10 protein-coding genes and 1 riboswitch are annotated in these 19,712 nt (G+C 66.6%); of the genes, 2 read left to right on the top strand and 8 right to left on the bottom strand.

Annotated elements, in window-relative coordinates:
• The first annotated feature begins 253 nt into the window (after positions 1-253).
• Positions 254-5,272, top strand: a complete 5,019-nt coding sequence (locus B8V81_RS25545) for a beta strand repeat-containing protein (RefSeq protein WP_244912828.1) — start codon at positions 254-256, stop codon at positions 5,270-5,272.
• A gap of 98 nt (positions 5,273-5,370) precedes the next feature.
• Here B8V81_RS25545 and B8V81_RS19085 read toward each other — a convergent pair whose 3' ends face one another.
• The 7 genes from B8V81_RS19085 to B8V81_RS19060 form a co-directional block, all read right to left on the bottom strand.
• A complete protein-coding gene (locus tag B8V81_RS19085) occupies positions 5,371-8,667 on the bottom strand; it encodes a DEAD/DEAH box helicase (protein ID WP_101808979.1) in 3,297 nt (1,098 codons plus the stop codon).
• Positions 8,668-8,747: 80 nt separating this feature from the next.
• Positions 8,748-11,102 carry a histidine kinase gene (locus B8V81_RS19080; protein ID WP_101808978.1) on the bottom strand — a complete coding sequence of 785 codons (2,355 nt, stop codon included), beginning with the start codon at positions 11,100-11,102 and terminating at the stop codon, positions 8,748-8,750.
• Positions 11,103-11,167: 65 nt separating this feature from the next.
• Positions 11,168-11,737, bottom strand: coding sequence for a potassium-transporting ATPase subunit KdpC (gene kdpC / locus B8V81_RS19075; RefSeq protein ID WP_028599598.1), 570 nt, complete (start codon positions 11,735-11,737; stop codon positions 11,168-11,170).
• 52 nt (positions 11,738-11,789) lie between these two features.
• Complete coding sequence (gene kdpB, locus B8V81_RS19070; RefSeq protein WP_028599597.1) at positions 11,790-13,820, bottom strand: potassium-transporting ATPase subunit KdpB; 2,031 nt, start codon at positions 13,818-13,820, stop codon at positions 11,790-11,792.
• A 30-nt stretch (positions 13,821-13,850) separates the two neighbouring features.
• A complete protein-coding gene (kdpA, locus tag B8V81_RS19065) occupies positions 13,851-15,518 on the bottom strand; it encodes a potassium-transporting ATPase subunit KdpA (RefSeq protein WP_028599596.1) in 1,668 nt (555 codons plus the stop codon).
• A gap of 24 nt (positions 15,519-15,542) precedes the next feature.
• Positions 15,543-15,623, bottom strand: coding sequence for a potassium-transporting ATPase subunit F (locus B8V81_RS26310; protein WP_373864106.1), 81 nt, complete (start codon positions 15,621-15,623; stop codon positions 15,543-15,545).
• Between the two features lie 100 nt (positions 15,624-15,723).
• The gene (locus B8V81_RS19060; RefSeq protein WP_028599595.1) at positions 15,724-16,155 is read right to left on the bottom strand and encodes a hypothetical protein; all 432 of its coding nucleotides are present in this window, start codon (positions 16,153-16,155) and stop codon (positions 15,724-15,726) included.
• Positions 16,156-16,317: 162 nt separating this feature from the next.
• A riboswitch (cyclic di-AMP (ydaO/yuaA leader) is annotated at positions 16,318-16,516 on the bottom strand.
• Positions 16,517-16,844: 328 nt separating this feature from the next.
• On the opposite strand from B8V81_RS19060, the gene B8V81_RS19055 reads away from it, so the two are divergent.
• A complete protein-coding gene (locus tag B8V81_RS19055; RefSeq protein WP_043111533.1) occupies positions 16,845-17,501 on the top strand; it encodes a universal stress protein in 657 nt (218 codons plus the stop codon).
• 97 nt (positions 17,502-17,598) lie between these two features.
• On the opposite strand, the gene B8V81_RS19050 is transcribed toward B8V81_RS19055, so the two are convergent.
• Positions 17,599-19,017: an FAD/NAD(P)-binding protein gene (locus B8V81_RS19050; RefSeq protein ID WP_101808977.1), complete on the bottom strand. Its 1,419-nt coding sequence runs from the start codon at positions 19,015-19,017 to the stop codon at positions 17,599-17,601.
• Between the last annotated feature and the right edge of the window lie 695 nt (positions 19,018-19,712).

Raw genomic sequence — 19,712 nt, 5'->3', positions numbered from 1 at the left:
AATCACGGGGGCGACAGGTGCGACCGGAATCACTGGCGACACTGGCGCTACGGGTTCTAGCGGGGCGACTGGAATCACGGGTGCGACAGGTGCGATAGGTGCGACCGGGGCCACTGGCGACACGGGCGTGACCGGAATAACCGGCTTTACCGGGACAACGGGTGCAACTGGGTCGACCGGCGCTACGGGTTCTAGCGGCGCTACTGGATCCTCAGGTGTGACAGGTTCGACCGGCGCAACCGGAGACACGGGCATGACCGGGGCGACTGGGTTTACTGGGGCAACTGGGGCGACCGGAGCCATTGGCCTTACGGGCGCGACGGGCTTAACAGGGACGACGGGCGCTACTGGTGCGACCGGCTTTACAGGTGCAACGGGTTCAACCGGGGCCACTGGAATCACGGGTGCGACTGGTTCGACAGGAGCCACGGGAGACACGGGCGCGACTGGTTCTAGCGGAGCTACTGGAACCACAGGCGCGACTGGTTCGACAGGTGCGACCGGGGCCACGGGCGTGACCGGAGCCACGGGCCTTACCGGGACAACTGGCGCGACCGGCTTTACTGGCGACACGGGTCCAACCGGGGCCACGGGTGCGACGGGCTTCACTGGAGACACGGGCGCGACAGGTTTTAGTGGAGCTACTGGGACTACTGGAGCGACTGGTTCGACCGGGGCTACTGGCGACACTGGTGCGACCGGGGCTACTGGCTTAACAGGGACGACAGGCGCTACTGGGGCAACGGGCGTAACCGGAGTAACCGGTTTTACAGGCGCGACGGGAGCCACCGGCGCTACGAGTCCAACCGGGGCCACTGGAGCGACGGGCTTTACAGGTGCGACGGGCTTCACTGGAGACACTGGAGCGACCGGGATAACTGGCCTTACGGGGACGACGGGTGCTACTGGCTTTACTGGCGCGACGGGCGCGACGGGTTCTAGCGGAGCTACTGGAAACACGGGTGTGACAGGTTCGACCGGGGCAACTGGCGACACGGGCGTGACCGGGGCAACTGGCGACACTGGCTCGACAGGAGCAACTGGCTTTAACGGGACGACGGGCGCTACTGGTGCGACTGGTTCTAGCGGTGCGACCGGGGCTGCTGGCGCAACTGGGGCGACCGGCTTTACAGGCGCAACAGGTCCTACCGGGGCGACAGGTGCAACTGGTTTTACAGGTGCAACGGGCTTCACTGGAGACACAGGCGCGACTGGTTCTAGCGGAGCTACTGGCTCCACGGGGGCGACAGGTCCAGCCGGGGCCACTGGGACGACGGGCTTTACGGGTGCAACCGGGGTGACTGGCCTTACAGGGACGACTGGTGCAACTGGGGCGACAGGCGCAATTGGCTTTACAGGCGTGACGGGCTCCACTGGAGATACTGGAGCGACGGGCTCTAGCGGAGCAACTGGCTCCACGGGGGCGACAGGTGCAACCGGGGCCACGGGCGACACGGGTTCGACAGGTTCGATCGGGGCGACCGGCTTTACAGGCGCAACAGGTCCTACCGGGGCCACGGGTGCAACTGGTATTACAGGTGCAACGGGCTTTACGGGCGACACAGGCGCGACAGGTTCTAGCGGAGCGACTGGCTCCACGGGGGCGACAGGTCCAGCCGGGGCAACTGGCGACACGGGCGTGACCGGGGCAACGGGCTTAACAGGGACGACGGGCGCTACTGGTGCGACCGGCTTTACAGGCGATACTGGTGCGACTGGCATGACTGGGGCCACTGGCGTAACCGGTTTTACAGGCGCGACGGGAGCGACCGGCGCTACAAGTCCAACCGGGGCCACGGGAACGACGGGCATTACAGGTGCGACGGGCTTCACTGGCGAGACTGGAGCGACGGGTTCTAGCGGAGCTACTGGCTCCACGGGGGCAACAGGTTCGACCGGGCCCACGGGCGACACGGGTTCGACAGGAGTAACTGGCCTTACAGGGACGACGGGCGCTACAGGCGAGACAGGTTCTAACGGTGCGACCGGGGCTGCTGGCGCAACCGGCGCGACAGGTGCAACTGGTTTTACAGGTGCGACCGGATTCACTGGAGACACTGGCGCGACTGGAACCACGGGGGCGACTGGTCCAACCGGGGCAACTGGCGTGACCGGGGTGACGGGCTTTACAGGGACGACGGGCGCTACTGGAGACACTGGAGCGACCGGGCTAACTGGATTTACGGGGGTGACTGGCTTCACTGGCGCTACGGGTTCCAGCGGCGCTACGGGCACCACGGGGGCGACTGGTTCAACCGGGGCGACTGGCGTAAACGGAGTGACTGGATTAACGGGGACGACTGGTGCAACCGGAGCGACTGGCTCTACGGGTGTAACGGGCTTCACTGGTGAGACTGGCGCTACGGGTTCCAGCGGTGCTACTGGGATCACGGGGGCGACTGGTTTAAACGGCGCGACTGGAGACACTGGCGCAACCGGAGTAACTGGCCTTACAGGAACGACTGGTGTAACAGGTGCGACCGGCTTTACAGGTGCAACGGGCTTCACTGGAGACACTGGCGTGACCGGGGCCACGGGCGACACGGGCGCGACGGGTTCTAGCGGCGCTACTGGAACCACAGGTGCGACAGGTCCAACCGGGGCTACTGGCTTTACGGGCGCGACGGGCTCTAGCGGAACCACTGGAACCACAGGTGTAACAGGTGCGACCGGGGCTAGTGGCACCACAGGTGCGACTGGTTCGCCTGGGGCCACTGGCTTTACGGGCGCGACCGGCTTCACTGGCGAGACGGGCGCGACGGGTTCTAGTGGAGCTACTGGAACCACGGGGGCGACCGGAACGACCGGGCCTACTGGCGACACGGGCGTGACCGGGGCGACTGGTGACATGGGGACGACTGGTGCAACCGGAGCGACTGGCTCTACGGGCGACACGGGCGCGACGGGTTCTAGCGGTGCTACTGGAACCACGGGGGCGACTGGAATGACCGGGCCTACTGGCGACACGGGCGTGACCGGGGCGACGGGCTTAACGGGGACGACTGGGGCGACCGGAGCTACTGGTGCTACTGGTGCGACGGGCTTCACTGGCGCGACAGGTTCTAGCGGCGCTACTGGCACCACAGGTACGACAGGTCCTGCCGGGGCAACTGGCGACACTGGCGCGACTGGAGTAACTGGCCTTACAGGTACGACTGGCGCTACTGGCGCGACAGGCCCTACCGGGGCCACTGGTGCAACTGGAATTACAGGTACGACTGGAATCACGGGTGTGACAGGTGCGACCGGAGCGACTGGCTTTACGGGCGCGACCGGCTTCACTGGTGATACTGGCGCGACGGGCTCCAGCGGTGTCACTGGCGACACTGGGGCGACAGGTTCGACCGGGGCATCTGGCGTGACCGGAGTGACTGGCTTTACGGGGACGACTGGTCCAACTGGGGCGACTGGAATCACAGGCGCTACTGGCGTTACGGGTTTGAGCGGAGTCACTGGCGACACTGGGGCGACAGGTGCGACCGGGGCATCTGGCGTGACCGGAGTGACTGGCTTTACGGGGACGACTGGTCCAACTGGGGAGACCGGAGCGACTGGCTTTACGGGAGCGACGGGTTCTAGCGGAGCTACTGGCATCACGGGTGTGACAGGTTCGACCGGGGCAACTGGAGACACGGGCGTAACCGGGGTAACTGGCCTTACCGGGACAACTGGTGCAACTGGCGCGACCGGAGCGACGGGCTCTACGGGCGCGACGGGTTCTAGCGGCGCTACTGGCACCACGGGTGCGACCGGAACGACCGGGCCTACTGGCGAGACTGGCGTGACTGGCGTGACTGGCGTGACCGGGACGACTGGCGCTACTGGTGCGACGGGCTTTACGGGCACGACGGGGACGACCGGGGTAACTGGCCTTACTGGGACGACTGGTGTGACCGGCGCTACTGGCTCTACAGGAACAACTGGCACTACTGGTGTGACGGGGGCGACGGGATTCACAGGCGCAACAGGCGCGACGGGACCAACAGGAGCTACAGGCGTTACTGGCGAGATTGGCGCAACGGGCCTTACTGGTGTGACGGGCTTCACAGGCGCAACGGGGACGACCGGAGCGACCGGTCCGACCGGAACGACCGGAACGACCGGAACGACCGGAGCAACTGGAGTTTCTGGCGCTACTGGTGTGACCGGCGCTACTGGTACAACTGGCGTGACGGGGACGACGGGTCCTAGCGGGGCGACCGGCTTTACGGGCGCCACAGGAACGACAGGCCCGACTGGTGCGACCGGAGCCACCGGCATATCTGGAGAGACCGGATCTACAGGCGTGACGGGGACGACCGGCGCTACTGGCGTGACCGGAACGACCGGGGTTTCTGGAATAACTGGAGCTGCAGGCGCTACTGGTACGACCGGCTTTACGGGCACGACGGGGACGACCGGCGCCACTGGGGCAACCGGGGTTACTGGAGCCTCTGGCACCACCGGAGTTACGGGTGCGACTGGATTTACAGGCGCGACGGGGACGACCGGGACCACCGGCGCAACGGGTCCCAGCGGAGCTACTGGGGCTACTGGGGTTACTGGGGTTACTGGGTCCACTGGCACGACGGGCGTGACCGGGGCAACAGGCCCAATCGGCACTACGGGCGTTACAGGAGCGACCGGATCCACTGGAGCCACTAGCGCCACCGGCCCGACAGGTCCGACCGGAGCAACAGGTGCGACTGGCTTCACCGGAGCGAGCGGAATCACGGGCGCGACGGGCGTGACCGGATTCACTGGCCCGACGGGCGCGACCGGAATCACGGGCGCGACGGGACCTAACTTCCTCTCGAACGGCTTCTCCGCCACGCGAACGCCGACCACGTCGTCGAGCAGCACGCAGCTGACGGGCTGGAGCACCGCGTCGCCGTTCTACCCCGGCACCGGATTCGACCCGACGGGCGGCAACTATACGGTGCCCGTGACCGGACGCTACTCCATCGAGGCGACGATCAGCTACTCGACGACCGCGTCGCTCAGCGTCTCTCTCGGCTCCAGCGTGACGCCGGCTTTCGTCATTCAGCGCACGTCGCCGGTCTCGACGGTTCTTGTCACGGGATTGTTCCCGGTTCTCGACTTCAACATCGCCCTCCTGCTGACGCTGCGGGCGATCCTCGGCTCCGCGACGATCACGATGGTCGGCGAATACCAGCTCAATGCCGGCGACGTCATCGGCATCTACTATGTCGCCAACGGCCTCTCGGTCAACCTCAACCTCGGCGGTGCCGCCGCAAACGTTTCCACCTGGGCGATCCATCAGATGGCTTGATTTCGGATGAGGACCGCCGCCGATGCGCAAAAACGAAGACCCGAGACCATGCAGAGCCGGCTCTGCATGGTCTCGGGTCTTTGCGTTTTTCAATAAAATCAGATCCGTCCGCCCGCATGCGGCACGACGCTGATCAGCTCCAGCAGCTCTCGATCCGAGAGCGCCTCGGCTCCCTCCTCCGCGCCTGCGGGCCGGACGAGCTCCTCCATCATCCGCAGCTTGCGGCTCTGCAGCTCATGCATCTTCTGCTCGATCGTGCCTCGCGCCGCAAGGCGGATGACCTGCACGACCCGCTGCTGCCCGATCCGATGCGCGCGGTCCATCGCCTGCTGCTCGACCGCAGGATTCCACCACAGGTCGTACAGGATGACCGTATCCGCGCCGGTCAGGTTCAGTCCGGTGCCGCCCGCCTTCAGCGACAGCAGGAAGACGTCGCGCTCGCCTTCGTTGAAGCGGCGGCACAGCTCCACCCGCTCCCGGCTCGGCGTCGAGCCGTCGAGCTGGAAGCAGTCCAGCCCTTCCTTTTCCAGACGACGCCGGATGAGCGCGAGCATGGACGTGAACTGCGAGAAGATGAGCGGCCGCCGGCCCGCCTCAAGCGCGTCGCGGACGAGCGAGGCGAGCTGCTCGAGCTTGGCGGAGCCGCCTTCGTAGCCTTCGACGAACAGCGCAGGGTGGTCGCAGATCTGCCGCAGCCGCGTGATGCCGGCGAGGATGCGGATCCGGTTCTGCTCCAGCTCGTCCTTGTCGATATGCCGCAGCGTTTCCTGCTGCAGCTGCACCAGGTAGGCGGCGTACAGCTTCTTCTGCTCCGGCAGCAGCTCGGCGCTGTGCAGCGTCTCGATCTTGTCCGGCAGCTCGCGGATGACGTCCCGCTTGAGCCGGCGCAGCAGGAACGGCCGAGTCCTCGCCGCCAGCTCCTCGCGCGGCATCTCCTCGAATTGACGCTTGGAGCCGAGCAGCCTTGGAAAGACCGCGTGGAAAATCGACCACAGGTCCGCGGCGTGATTTTCCACCGGCGTGCCCGTCATGGCGAAGCGGTACTCCGCCGTCAGCGCCGACACGGCGCGGGCCGTCTGCGTCGATTCGTTCTTGATCGTCTGCGCCTCGTCGAGCAGCAGCGCCGCGAACGGCTGCGCCCCGTAGCTCTCGGCGTCCAGCCGCAGCAGCGGATACGAGGCGATCACGACGTCCGCCTCGCCGGTGCCGGCCGCCGCGAGCTTGCGGAGCCGCTCTTTCTTGGCCCCGTCGGCCACGACCGCCCTCAGCTCGGGAGCGAAGCGCTCCAGCTCGGCCGCCCAGTTGTAGACGAGCGAGGACGGGCAGACGACAAGCGCCGGCCGGCCCGTCCGCCGGATCTCCTCCCGGATCGACAGGAGGAACGCAATCGCCTGCACCGTCTTGCCGAGTCCCATCTCATCCGCCAGAATGCCGCCGAAGCGGTAGCGCGCCAGCGCCTTCAGCCAGCGGTAGCCGGCCTTCTGGTAGTCTCGCAGCACGCCATTCAAGCCTTCCGGGATCAAGTCCGCGCTGCGCTCCGGATGGCGCAGCTCCTGCAGCAGCCGCTCCGCCTCCGCGCTCGTCGCCATGAGCGGGCTGCCGGCCAGCTCCTCCAGCAGCGAGACGCCGGCAGCGGCCGGAGCCCGGTACCCGTAGGCGGTCCGCTCGGCGTACGCAAAGCCGGTCTCGTTGATATAGCGGACCAGCTGCTGATACGCCTCCGACCGGAGCGGCAGCAGCGCGCCGCTGCGCAGCCGGTGGTACGGCCGCTTCTCCTCGAGCGACTGCAGCACGGCGCGGATCTCCGACTCGGGAATTCCATTCATCTCGAAGCGGAACTCCAGCCAGTCGGTGCGCTCGTCCGGCTGCGCCCGGATGTGCGGCGGCGGATCGGGATGCAGCCGCGTCTTGACCGCCGTCGTGGCATACACCTGGACCAAGCGCTCGAGCCGGGGCAGAATCTCGTACAAAAAGGCGAACTCCTCTTCCTCGCTCGACAGGCTGCAGCCTTGCTCGGTCAGCGTCATGCGGCCTTCCTTCATCAGGTCCAGGATGTCGGCTTCCTTTTCCCGGTCGCGCACGAGGATGCGGCCATGGGCGGGCTCGTCCCCTTCGCGCAGCGGCTCGATCGCGATGTCGCCGTAGCGGAATTCCAGATCCGCGACGAGCCGGTCCTTCACCCGGTCGAGATACAGCCTCGCCTTGAGCGACGGACGATCGAGCCGCTGCGCCATCTGCGGGCTCACGCTCACCTCCGCCATTCGTCCGAGGCCGGGCAGCACATGCCGCGCCAGCTCCTCCAGCTGCGGCCGGGAGAGCGAGAGCCGTCCTTCCGGCAGCGGCCGAAACAGCTCCTGCAGCGCCGTCAGCCTGCCGCAGCCCTCGTGCCCGAGCGCGATGAGCCGGCCATGCCCCAGCGCGGCGCCGTACGCGGGCAGAGCCAGCAGCGCATCGAGGCCGCTGGACGTCAGCACGCCTCCGCCATCGCTCGCCGTCTCCAGCCCGAAGCGCAGCCCCGTCGACTCGCTCCGGTCGAGCCGGAACGGGGCGGGCCGGTCGCCGCCGTGCAGCCGGGCTTCGGAGCAGGCCTCCGCGAGCCGGACGATCTCGTCCCAGTCGCCGGGCGGGATGTCGAGCCGATCCTCCCGCTCTCCCGGCTGGCCGGAGCCGTCCGCCCGCAGCAGCGCTTCGGTCGAGGCGATCCGCGCCAGCCCGCGCAGCAGCGCCGCCGAAGCCGTCTCGAACCGATGCCTATCCGGATCGTACGCCTCCGCTGAGGTGATCGTCGCCTTGCGGCTCTCCATGATTCGGCGCAGGAAGCTGCGCAACCGATAGATCGGCTTCCACCCGTCCGCCAGCCGCACCGACAGGCCGACGCACAGCAGCGGCTCGCCTCTTCTCGCGCGCGGCTCGAAGTCGAACCGCAGCTCCAGCCGCTCGCGGGCATCGAACAGCGCCGGCCGCGACAAGCCGCTGCCGGGACGCGGCTGCCGCTGGAACGCCTGCTTCAGGCCGTCCAGCGCGCGCTCGGTCGCCGTCCGCTCCCGGCCGCCGGGGCCGGGCCCCGCTGCCGCCGACGACGGCTTGGCCGGCGCACCCGCGCCTTCGCCGCGGCGCAGCGCATAGAGCACGGCCGCGACATGCTTGCATGACTGGCCGTAGGAGCCGATGTCCAGGCAAAAGCTGCAGGACGCTTCGGGGAGGCTCCCTGGCTTCACTCGCAGCTCCACATGCGCGACAGGCTTGCCGAACACCTCCGCCCGGATCACGTCCGAGCCGGCATTGCCGCTGCGGATGGCGACGAGCCCGCGCTCGGCGAGCTGCCTGCCCTTGCGGCTGGACAGCTTGCCGCAGCTGCGCTCGATTTCCGCCTCGTTCCATGCGGGCTTGTTCATGGCTCCCCCTCCTATCTCTTGCCGCTCCCTGCGGCAAGTCCACCTCCGATCGTATCATAGTCGGCCGTCCGACAGGTAGCTTACGTCGTCTCCTCTTCGGCGAAGGCCTTGGCCAGCTTCCCCGAATCCGCCTCGTAATCGGCGACGACGAGCACGTCGAGACGGCGCGCCTCCCGCAGCACGCTGCGGACGAGACGGTTGGCGCAAAACGGCCTCCAGCTGCGCCCGGCGGGCTGGCCGACGATGATCTGCGTCGCCTTCTTCTCCGCGGCCCAGCCGAGCAGCGCGGCGGCAGCCGGCTGCCGCTGCTCCCGGCGCAGCAGCCGGAAGCTGCCGCCGAGCCGCTCCGCCAGCTGCCGCAGCTGCTCCAGCCGGCCTTCGAGCTCCGGCGCGAGCGGTCCGCGGCCATGCACATAGACGACATGCCAGGCCGCCTTCAGCCGGTAGGCGATCCGAAAGCCGCGGCGGATGAGCCGCTCGGCGCTCGGACTGGCCGTGACGGCGACGAAGATGACCTCCTCCCTCCGCCACGGACCGCGCAGCGACCCGCGGCGGTCCCATGACTCCAGCCGCTCGTCGACATCGTCGGCCAGCTCCCGCAGCGCGAGCTCGCGCAGCGCGATCAGATTGCCGAGCTTGAAAAACTGCCCGAGCGCCGCCTCGACCTTCTCCGGAGCGTAGATTTTGCCCGCCTTCATCCGCGCCTGCAGCGACTTCGGCGAGACGTCGACGAGCTGCACCTCGTCGGCGAGGCGCAGGATCCGGTCCGGCACCGTCTCGCGCACGACGACGCCGGCGATCTGCTCGACCGCGTCGCCTAGGCTCTCCAGATGCTGCACGTTCATCGTCGAGATGACCGAGATGCCGGCGTCGAGCAGCCGGATCACGTCCTCCCAGCGCTTGCGGCGCTCGCTGCCAGGGATGTTCGTATGGGCCAGCTCGTCGACGAGCGCGACCTCCGGCCGCCGCTGCAGGATGGCGTCGACGTCCATCTCCTCCAGCAGCGTCCCCCGGTACTGCGCCTGGCGGCGAGGCACGATCTCGAGCGCGCCGACCTGCGCCTGCGTATCCTCCCGGCCATGCGTCTCGAGCAGGCCGATGACGACGTCGACGCCTTTCTGCAGCAGCTCGCCTCCCTCCCGCAGCATCGCGTACGTCTTGCCGACGCCCGGAGCCGCCCCGATGTACAGCTTAAAGCTGCCCCGCCGCAGCTGCCCGATCTCCGCCTTGAGCTCCTGATCCGTCAGCCGCCGGTAGCGGCTGCGCGGCTCGCGCTCCGGGCTGCGGGCGGGCAGGATGCGCTCTCCGGTCCAATCGGAGCGGTCGGCGACGAACAGCAGGTCGATGTTGCGCGTCATCGTCAGCAGGCGGTTCGCGATCGAGCCTCGGCGCCATTCCTGCCACGGCGTCTGGCGCGAGTGGCCGAGCACGATCCGGGTCGCCTTGCGCTGCAGCGCGAAATGGAGCAGCTGCCGCGGCAGGCGGCGGCGAGAGCGGAACGTACGCTCCTCGAACGAAGCGCCGACCTTGCGGGCGAGCAGGCGGATGGAGCGGCGGAACGCCTCTTCCTCCACGCGCAGCGCCCGTCCTGACGGGACGAAGGCGACGACGTCCATCTCGCCGCCGAGCCGCTTGGCGACCTGCTGGCCGCGCCGCACGAGGATCGATCCGTTCCAGTGGTACTGGACGGCGACGAGCACGCGCTCGGCGATGCCGGACGGACCGGCGAGCCCGAGCTCCTCGCGATGCTTTTCGAGCGTGCCGTTCACGCCCTCCGCCATCGTGCGCAGCGCAAGCTCGCGCAGCCGCCCGAGCGTCCCGCGCTCCAGCCAACGCGGCGGCAGCGAAGGATTCGCCCCTTCGGCCGCGCGTTCCAGCAGCGTATCCGGCGTGACGTCGATCAGCCTCATCTCGTCGGCCAGCTCCAGCGCCCGAGCCGGCACGGGATGGTCGATGCTCAGCCCGATCCAGCTGCGCGCAAGCGCGGCCGCTCCTTCGAGCTCGTAAATGTTGACGGTCGTGACGACGCTGATGCCGCGGGCCAGCAGCAGCTCGATATCCTCCAGCCGGGATTCCCGAGGCGCGTCCGGCCGATTGCGATGAGCCAGATCGTCCACGAGGACGACCTCGGGATTGCGCTCCAGCAGCAGCTCGACATCGAGATCGACGGCTTCGCCGCGGCTCCAGGCGACGCCCGCCACCGTCTCCAGCGGCGGCTGCGCGGCCGGAGCGGAGGCCGCCTCGCCGCTCTCCTCCACCGGCGGCGACACGACGGCGTCGACGCCCTGGCGGAGCAGCTCTTCTCCTTCGCGCAGCATATGGTACGTCTTGCCGGAGCCCGCGACCGCTCCGACCAGGATGTTCAGCCTCCCGCGCTTCAGCTTGAGGATGGAGGCCAGAATCTCTTCCGGCGACTTTCGTTTGAACGGCTCCATGAGCGCTTCCCTCCATGAACGGGCAAAGCCCCGCTCTCCAGAACGGAGAAGCGGGGATTCGCGCCTTACTTGGACGCCGCTTCGCGCAGCGCCAGATTGAGCTCCAGCACGTTCACCGTCGGCTCGCCGAACAGCCCGAGCCGGCGAGGCGCCGTATGCCGCTCCACCAGCTGCTCGAGCTCGGCCTGCGGGATGCCGGTCGCCGCGCTGACGCGCGGAATTTGCACGCGCGCGCCTTGCGGGCTGATGTCCGGATCGAGGCCCGAGCCGGAGTTCGTGACGAGGTCAAGCGGCACCTCGCTCAGCGGCACGTCCGGGTTGGCGGCCTGCCAGTCGAGCGCCGACTGCCGCGCCCGCTCCAGCAGGTCCGGATTCGACGGAGCGTAGTTCGGCGTGCCCGAGCCGTCCGCGGCGTAGCCGATGCTCGACAGCCGCCCGTGGAACCAGCGCGGCTCGGTGAACGTCTGGCCGATGAGCTCCGAGCCGACGATGCGGCCGTCCTCCTCGATCAGGCTGCCGCTGGCCCGATGGGGCATCAGCGTCTGGGCGATGCCGGTCGCCGCCAGATTGTAGACGACGCCGCAAAGCAGCATGAGGACGAGGCTGATGCGGAGACTGCTGGCGAATAGCTGCATGGTCGGTTCATCCTTTCGAAGTTCGATTGTTCCGTCGATCGCCCGCATCCGCCTACACCATCCACATGACGGCAAGGTCGATCAGCTTGATGCCCGCGAACGGCACGATGACGCCGCCGAGGCCGTAGACGAGCAGATTGCGCCGCAGCAGCGCGGCGGAGCCCTGCGGCTTGTAGGCGACGCCCTTCATCGCGAGCGGGATGAGCAGCGGGATGACGATCGCGTTGAAGATGAGCGCGGACAGGATCGCCGACATCGGCGAGTCGAGCCGCATGATGTTGAGGACGTCCATCTGCGGGATCGCCGCCATGAACATCGCCGGGATGATCGCGAAATACTTGGCGACGTCGTTTGCGATGCTGAACGTAGTCAGCGCGCCGCGCGTCATGAGCAGCTGCTTGCCGATCGCTACGACCTCGATGATCTTGGACGGATCGGAGTCGAGGTCGACCATGTTCGCCGCCTCCTTGGCCGCCGTCGTGCCGCTGTTCATGGCGATGCCGACATCCGCCTGCGCCAGCGCCGGCGCGTCGTTCGTGCCGTCCCCGGTCATGGCGACGAGCTTGCCCTGAGCCTGCTCGCGCTTGATGACCGCGATCTTGTCCTCCGGACGGCTCTCGGCGATGAAGTCGTCGACGCCGGCTTCCCGGGCGATCGTCTGCGCGGTTAGCGGATTGTCGCCGGTGCACATGATCGTGCGGATGCCCATCTGGCGCATCTGCTCGAAGCGCTCCTTCATGCCCGGCTTGACCGTATCCTTCAGGTAAATGAGGCCGACGATCTTCTCGTCCACGGCGACCGCGAGCGGCGTGCCGCCCGCCGAGGCGATACGGTCGCTTTTCGCGTCCAGATCGCTCGGAACGTCGCCGCCCTTCTGCCTGGCCCACGTCTTGACCGCGTCGACCGAGCCCTTGCGCACGCATCGTCCATCTGCGAGATCGAGGCCGCTCATCCGCGTCTCGGCGCGGAACTCGATCCACTCCCCGCCCTCGGCCAGCGCCGGGTCCGCCGACAGCCCCATCTTGCGGGCCAGCTCGACGACCGAGCGGCCTTCCGGCGTCTCGTCCTTGACGGAGCCGGCGAGCGCCCACTCGGCGACGGCCGTCTCGCTCCAGCCGCCGACGGAGACGAACTCGCTCGCCATCCGGTTGCCGTACGTGATCGTGCCCGTCTTGTCGAGGATGATCGTGTTGATGTCGCCGGCCGCCTCGACCGCCTTGCCCGACATCGCGATGACGTTGAACTGCGTCACGCGGTCCATGCCGGCGATGCCGATCGCCGACAGCAGGCCGCCGATCGTCGTCGGGATGAGGCAGACGAGCAGGGCGATCAGCACCGGCACCTCCAGCTTCACCCCGAGGAAGCCCCCGAGGAACGGCAGGCTCGCCACGACCATCAGGAAAATAAGCGTCAAGCTCGTCAGCACCGTGCTGAGCGCGATCTCGTTCGGCGTCTTCTGCCGCTTCGCTCCCTCGACGAGAGCGATCATGCGGTCGAGGAACGACTCGCCCGGATCGCTCGTCATGCGGACGCGGATCGAGTCGCTGAGCACCTTGGTCCCTCCGGTGACGGAGGAGAAGTCGCCTCCCGCCTCCTTGATGACCGGAGCGGACTCGCCGGTGATCGCGGACTCGTCGACGGACGCGAGTCCCTCGATGACCTCGCCGTCGCCGGGAATCCACTGGCCGGCCTCGACGCGCACGACATCGCCCTTGCGCAGCTCGCTCGCCGGCACCTCCTTGAGGCCCGCCGAGCCGCTCTCGCGGAAGGCGACGACGTCGCGCTTGGAGCGCTTGAGCGAGTCGGCCTGCGCCTTGCCGCGGCCTTCCGCCAGCGCCTCCGCGAAGTTCGCGAACAGCAGCGTCACCAGCAGGATCGCGGCGACGACGACGTTGAACCAGGCCGGCGTGCCGCCCCCGAACGCATCCGGGACGACGGCGAGCAGCAGCGTGACGGCGAAGCCGATCTCGACGACGAACATGACCGGGTTGCGGACCATCACCCGCGGATCCAGCTTCAGGACCGATTCCTTCAGAGCCTGGCGGACGATCGGTCCGCCAAGCGTCGATCTATTTTGGCTCATGGCTAGCTCTCCTCTTTTCTGTCCGTTCGGCTATGGCTTCAGCGTCAGCTGCTCGGCGATCGGCCCCAGCACGAGGCTCGGGAAGTACGTCAGCGCGCCGACGATGAGCACGGTGCCGAGAAAGACGGCGCCGAACGTAGCCGAATCGGTGCGGAACGTGCCGATCGTCTCCGGCACGGCCTTTTTGGCGGCGAGCGAGCCCGCGACCGCAAGCAGCGTGATGATGGAGACGTACCGCCCCAGGTACATGACGATGCCGGTGCTGAGGTTCCAGAACGGCGTATTGTCGCCTAGTCCCTCGAAGCCGGAGCCGTTGTTGGCCGCGGACGACGTGAACTCGTAGAGCGCCTGGGTAAGGCCATGGTAGCCCGGGTTCGAGATCGTATCGGGATAAGCATAAAGAGCGGCGGCCGTCGGCAGCAGGATGAGCGCCGGCTGCACGAGCAGCGTCAGCGCGATCAGCTTCATTTCGCGACCCTCCAGCTTCTTGCCGAGAAACTCCGGCGTCCGGCCGACCATCAGGCCGGAGAGAAACACCGCCATCAGCGCGTACAGCAGCACGTTCATGAGGCCGACGCCGGAGCCGCCGAACACGGTGTTCAGCATCATGTTCATGAGCGGCACCATGCCGCCGAGCGGCGTGAACGAGTCGTGCATCGAGTTGACGGCGCCGGTTTCGGAGGCGGTCGTCACGACTGAATAGAGCGCGGATTGCGGCACGCCGAAGCGGGTTTCCTTTCCTTCCATGCTTCCTTGGCCGGAATCATAGCCGAGCGCCGCGATCGCGGGGTTCGCCTCCTGCTCGGCCGTCAGCGAGACGCCCAGCATGACGACGAACAGCAGCGCCATGGAGACGAACAGCACCCGCCCCTGCTTCGGATTGCCGACGAGCTTGCCGTACGCGAACGGCAGCGCCGTCGGCACGAGCAGCATGAGCAGCATCTGCAATAGGTTGCTGATCGCGTCGGGGTTTTCGAACGGATGCGCGGAGTTGACGCCCATATGGCCGCCGCCGTTGTTGCCGAGCTCCTTGATGGCGAGCAGCGAGGCGACCGGACCGCGCGCGATCGTCTGCTCCCCGCCCTCCAGCGTCTGCGCGGCGGCAGACGGCTCCAGCGTCTGCGGCACGCCGAGCGCGACGAAGACGAGCGCCAGCACAAAAGCGATCGGCAGCAGCACCCGCGTGATCGAGCGCACGAGATCGACGAAGAAATGGCCCATCGGCTTGCCGGCCAGCCCTCTCATGAACGCCATCGCCGCGCACAGCCCCGTCGCCGGCGAGACGAACATCATGAACACGATCGCGATCATTTGGGACAGATAGGATAAGCCGCTTTCGCCGCTGTAATGCTGCAGGTTCGTATTGGTCATGAAGCTGATCGTCGTGTTGAACGCGAGCCGCGGCTCCATGTTCGCGATCCCGCTCGGATTGAGCGGGAGATAGGCTTGCGTGCGGAAGACGGCGTAGACGAGCAGCAGCATGACGCCGTTGCTGACGATCAGCGCCGCGGCGTAGGCTTTCCAGCTCTGGCTTCCGGGGCGGATGCCCCCGAGGCGGTAGATCAGCCGCTCCGCCGGGCCGAAGACGCGGTCGAGGCCGGTCGGCTCCAGGCTGTAGGCCCGATAGAGATACAGCCCCGCCGGCTTGGCCAGCAGCAGCACGAGCAGCAGCGTGATTGCGATGGATAGTCCTGCCATCATGGGAGGTGGCTCCTTCTTGGGTCAGAATTGGTCGGGGTGAAGCAAGACGTAGACGAGGTAGAGGAACACGGCCGCGACGACAACCCACAGGAGCGCGATCATCGTTCCTCGCGTCCTTCCTGCGCCTGCTTGCCGCACCAGGCGAGCAGGCCGAGCATCGCGGCGGTCAATCCGATCAGCAAGGCGAGCATGCCGATATCCATCATGTGAATGGCTCCTTGTCTTGGCGGGCTTCGTCCTGAATGAGGTAAAAGACGTCCTGCCCGTTTGTATGAATGACATAATCCGCTCCGAGCGACTTGTAGACGCCGCCCGAGCCGCGGCCTTGCGTGACGACGAAGATGCTGCGGCCGGTCCAGCCGCGGAAAATCTGCACATAGCGGCAGCAGAGAGCGAGGCTGCTCTCGAACAGGTAGACGTTGCCGCATCGGCATTCAGGCGCCGGATTGCGGTCCTTTTCGGCCGTATCGATTTGCATGATTCGACCTAAGCCGAGGCGCTCCAGCCGCTGCCTTTCGCGGCGGCTGTTGACGACTGCGGCGCAAGGAATCCGCATGCGCTTCAGCTGCATCAGGAAGCGTTCGCCGGCCGCTGTGGCCGGCGAGACGAGTATCGTTTCGGGATCGAGATCCATGGTGGTTCTCCTTCGGGTGGCGAGGGCGGCGGACGGCTGCGGACCGGGATCCGCTTTGGAAAAAAGCGCGCAAAAAACCACAGAGGCAGCGGCCCCTGTGGTCTTGGTCAGATCACAAGCGTCATCATCCTCTCTCCCGATCGGAGCACGGCGCGCTATGGCGCGCGCCGCCTCCTGCGCTTACGAGGTTAGCTGTCGGATTCGGACGGTGAGAGTCGCCCTACCCGAGGGAGACGGATTCCATGGATCCGCTCCCCCAGGATTCACCCCTGGAGCCGCGGCGGCCGACTCTCACATCGGCGGCCGCAGGCTCCGCTTGGTTCCCCCGTTTTCCATTTCGGAAACTCAGCGTTGTCAAAAGCTGGTCTGGCTAGCTGAGACGAATCTTACACCCGGACTTTTCGGAAAGTAAAGCCGGGCCAGCGGCGAAAATCCGGCCGCGATCGCGCTTGTCGAGCAAGAAAGGCCGATCGATCTCCATTTCTCTCTCTGAATCTCGCTCATTCTCTCGAATTCATCTCGACGCATGCCAAAAACCCGCCTCCATCGCCGATTTCATTCTCGGCAAACGAAGGCGATGGTCGCGCTTACATGAAGCGGGACGGCTGAATTCCGCCTGCGCCGCCTTTTACAGACCGCCCTCTCGTCGCGTAGGATGAGCAGCAAAAAAAAGCGAAGGAGCAATTGCCATGCCCAAATCGGAACACATCCTCGTCTGCCTGTCGTACGGCCCGCACGGAGAGCGCCTCATCCGCCGCGGCGCCGAGCTTGCCGCGGCGGCGGGCAGCCGCTTGGTCGTCCTGAGCGTGGTGTCGGACGTCGAGGCGGCGCCCGGCTCGGCGCAGGAGGAATGGCAGCGCGTCTGGCGCGAGGCCGCGGCCGAAGCAGGCGCGGAATTCCGGGCGGTGCCGTCCGCAGGCCGCAAGGCCGTCGACGTGATCGCGCATACGGCGATGATCGAGCGCATGACGCAGATCGTCGTCGGCCAGCCCGTGCCGACGCGCTGGGAGGAGCGGTTCCACGGCTCCTTCGTCGACGCGCTGCTGCGCCGGATCGGCCAGACCGATCTGCATGTCGTCGCCGTGCAGCGGCTGGACGAGGAGCTGGAGCGGACCCATGAGCGCGGCGTCCGCGTCGCGGTCGCCGCGCGGGACGGCGGCTACGTCATCCAGAGGACCTTGGACAAGAATGGATGCTCCGGCGTCTTTTTCCGCAGCCGCGATACCGAGTTCGAGCATGGCCTGCTGAAGCTCAAGGACGGCAGCAGCCGCAGCCGCGCCTTCAAGGTGCGTCACGGCGCCGTCGTCGATCCCGAATTCCCGGCCTTCTGGCGGAGCAGAAGCTAGGGCGTGTTTGCATAACCCGAAGCGGGATTGCAAACACGCCCTAAGGAGACGTTTTTACGCGATTTTTATTTGGCAGACCGGGTCGCCGGGCGTAAGATCAGCTTAACGAATCCATCCAGCCCGTGAACTCCAGCTCGTCGTACCGGTAGAACTGATCCAGAATCCGCTCGCGATCGTCGAGGAACAGCCCGCCCGCGACCTCCGACACGAGCTTCGGTATCGCATGGCGCATGCCCGACAGCGCGGAGGCGGATAGGCCGCAACTGATCATCGCGGAGTAGTTGAACGTGTGAAGGCCGTGCAGCCGCGACGCGCCCTCCTCGTCCCGGCTCGTGAAGGCGAAGCCCGGCGTCAAATACGGATGGGCGTCGAGCACCGGGCTGGCGATGTCCGCCGGCGCCTCGTACCGGTCGCCCCAGCGGGCGATATGGCGCTCGACCAGCCGCAGCTCGGGACGCAGCGCCGGGTCGGTCAGCAGCCCGGTGCTGACGACGAGGAAGTCGAACGACTCCTCGCCCTGCGGCGTCGTCACGACGGCCCGCTCTCCTTCCGTCCGCACCGCGAGCCAGGGCGCTCCGACATGGAGCCGGAAGCCCGGCCAGGCGGCCGCCCGCTGGAACGTGTCGTTCGTCGGCGGCTGGTTGTGCTTGAAGAAATGCGCCATGACGGCGTACTTGTCCTCGTCGGACAGCCGCGGGAAATGCTCGATCATGCCCGAGTGCTCCATTTGCCGGATCGGATTGATGCGCGGCAGCTCCGGCCGGCGGACGAATACATGCGCCTCCGCGACGCCCGCGGCCAAGGCGAAGCTGGCGTTGTCGAACGCCGACGCGCCTCCGCCGAGCACGGCGATCCGCTTGCCGCGCAGCGCCTCGAAGTCAATCGCCTCGGACGTATGCGCGTACAGCTCGCGCGGCACATGGCGCGACACGAGCGGCGGCACATGCCACTCCCCGCCGCCCTGGATGCCGGTCGCGAGGATGACCTTGCGGGCGAGCAGCTGCGGAGCCGGCGCGCCGGGGCCTTCGAGATGGAGCCGGTAAAGGCCCTTCTCCAGCGGCTCGACGAGCGTCAGCCGCGTCTCGTTGACGACAGGCAGGTTCAGCACCCGGCGGTACCAGCGCAAGTAGCTCATCCAGTCCCCGCGCGGAATTTTGTCGATCGCCTCCCAGCCCTCCGCGCCTGCCTGCGCCTCCCACCAGGCGCGGAACGTGAGCGACGGAACGCCGAGATCGATGGACGGCAGATGCTTGGGCGTACGGAGCGTGTTCATGCGCGCGTACGTTTCCCACGGCCCTTCCTTGCCCTCCGGATTCTCATCGAGGACGATGACGTTCGAGACGCGTTCCTTCATTAAAGCAAATGCGGCTCCGAGTCCGCTCTGGCCGCCGCCGATGATGGCGACGTCATGCACATGGCCTTCGTCATGGCTCCTCGGCTGGACCCAGCCCGCCCCTCCGAAGGCGATATAAGACAGGTCCCGCTGGACCTGGGCGTTCAGTTGCTCTAGGCTCATCCCGCATCGTTCCTTTCTGCTGTTCCGCTTGCCGGCCCGGCGGCTGGAGGTCAGACTATCTGCCGCATCCGATTCGTCTTTTTGGCGACTAGACCGTTTCAACCCTTTATCGCGGCTCTCAATGTCTCCTTCATGTTATATTTTATCACATCATGCGTAAAGAGTTGCGGAAAGAACTTGTAACTCGCCGCCTTCGATTTGTGCCCGTTGACAAGAGCGGGACGATCCTGCTGATGGCTCATATCGCTTTGCGCAGCAAAAAGAGCCGCGCAAAGAGGGCGGCTCGGGGCTTGCCATCGTTCCTGATTCCAGCCTCTTATCGACGGTCATAACGGGCTCAGCTGCTCAACTTCTTCGTTTCGACTCCGTCTCACAATGGCGTTAGGGCGTGTTGATGACGACGCACCGCGCTCCCTAAAGGCAAAAATGGCGTTAAGACGCGCTGATGACGATGCGCCGCGCTCCCTAAAGGCAAAAATGGCGTTAAGACGCGCTGATGACGATGCGCCGCGCTTCCTAAAGGCAAAAATGGCGTTAAGACGCGCTGATGACGATGCACGCTCGCACACTACCAGCTTGAATCCATTCCGTGTCTTTCTTTCAAAAAAAGCCTTGCCAAGGTCGCTTTCATCGACCTCGGCAAGGCTTTAGCTGTCTAACGCTTCTAAAGGAAGCTCGCTTTAACCGCCTCCACC

It is taken from the genome of Paenibacillus pasadenensis, from assembly GCF_002864175.1.
GTDB classification, from domain to species: Bacteria; Bacillota; Bacilli; order Paenibacillales; family Paenibacillaceae; genus Paenibacillus_O; species Paenibacillus_O pasadenensis.
Note: the sequence above shows the minus strand (reverse complement) of the source record. Positions and strands in the feature narration are given on the sequence as shown.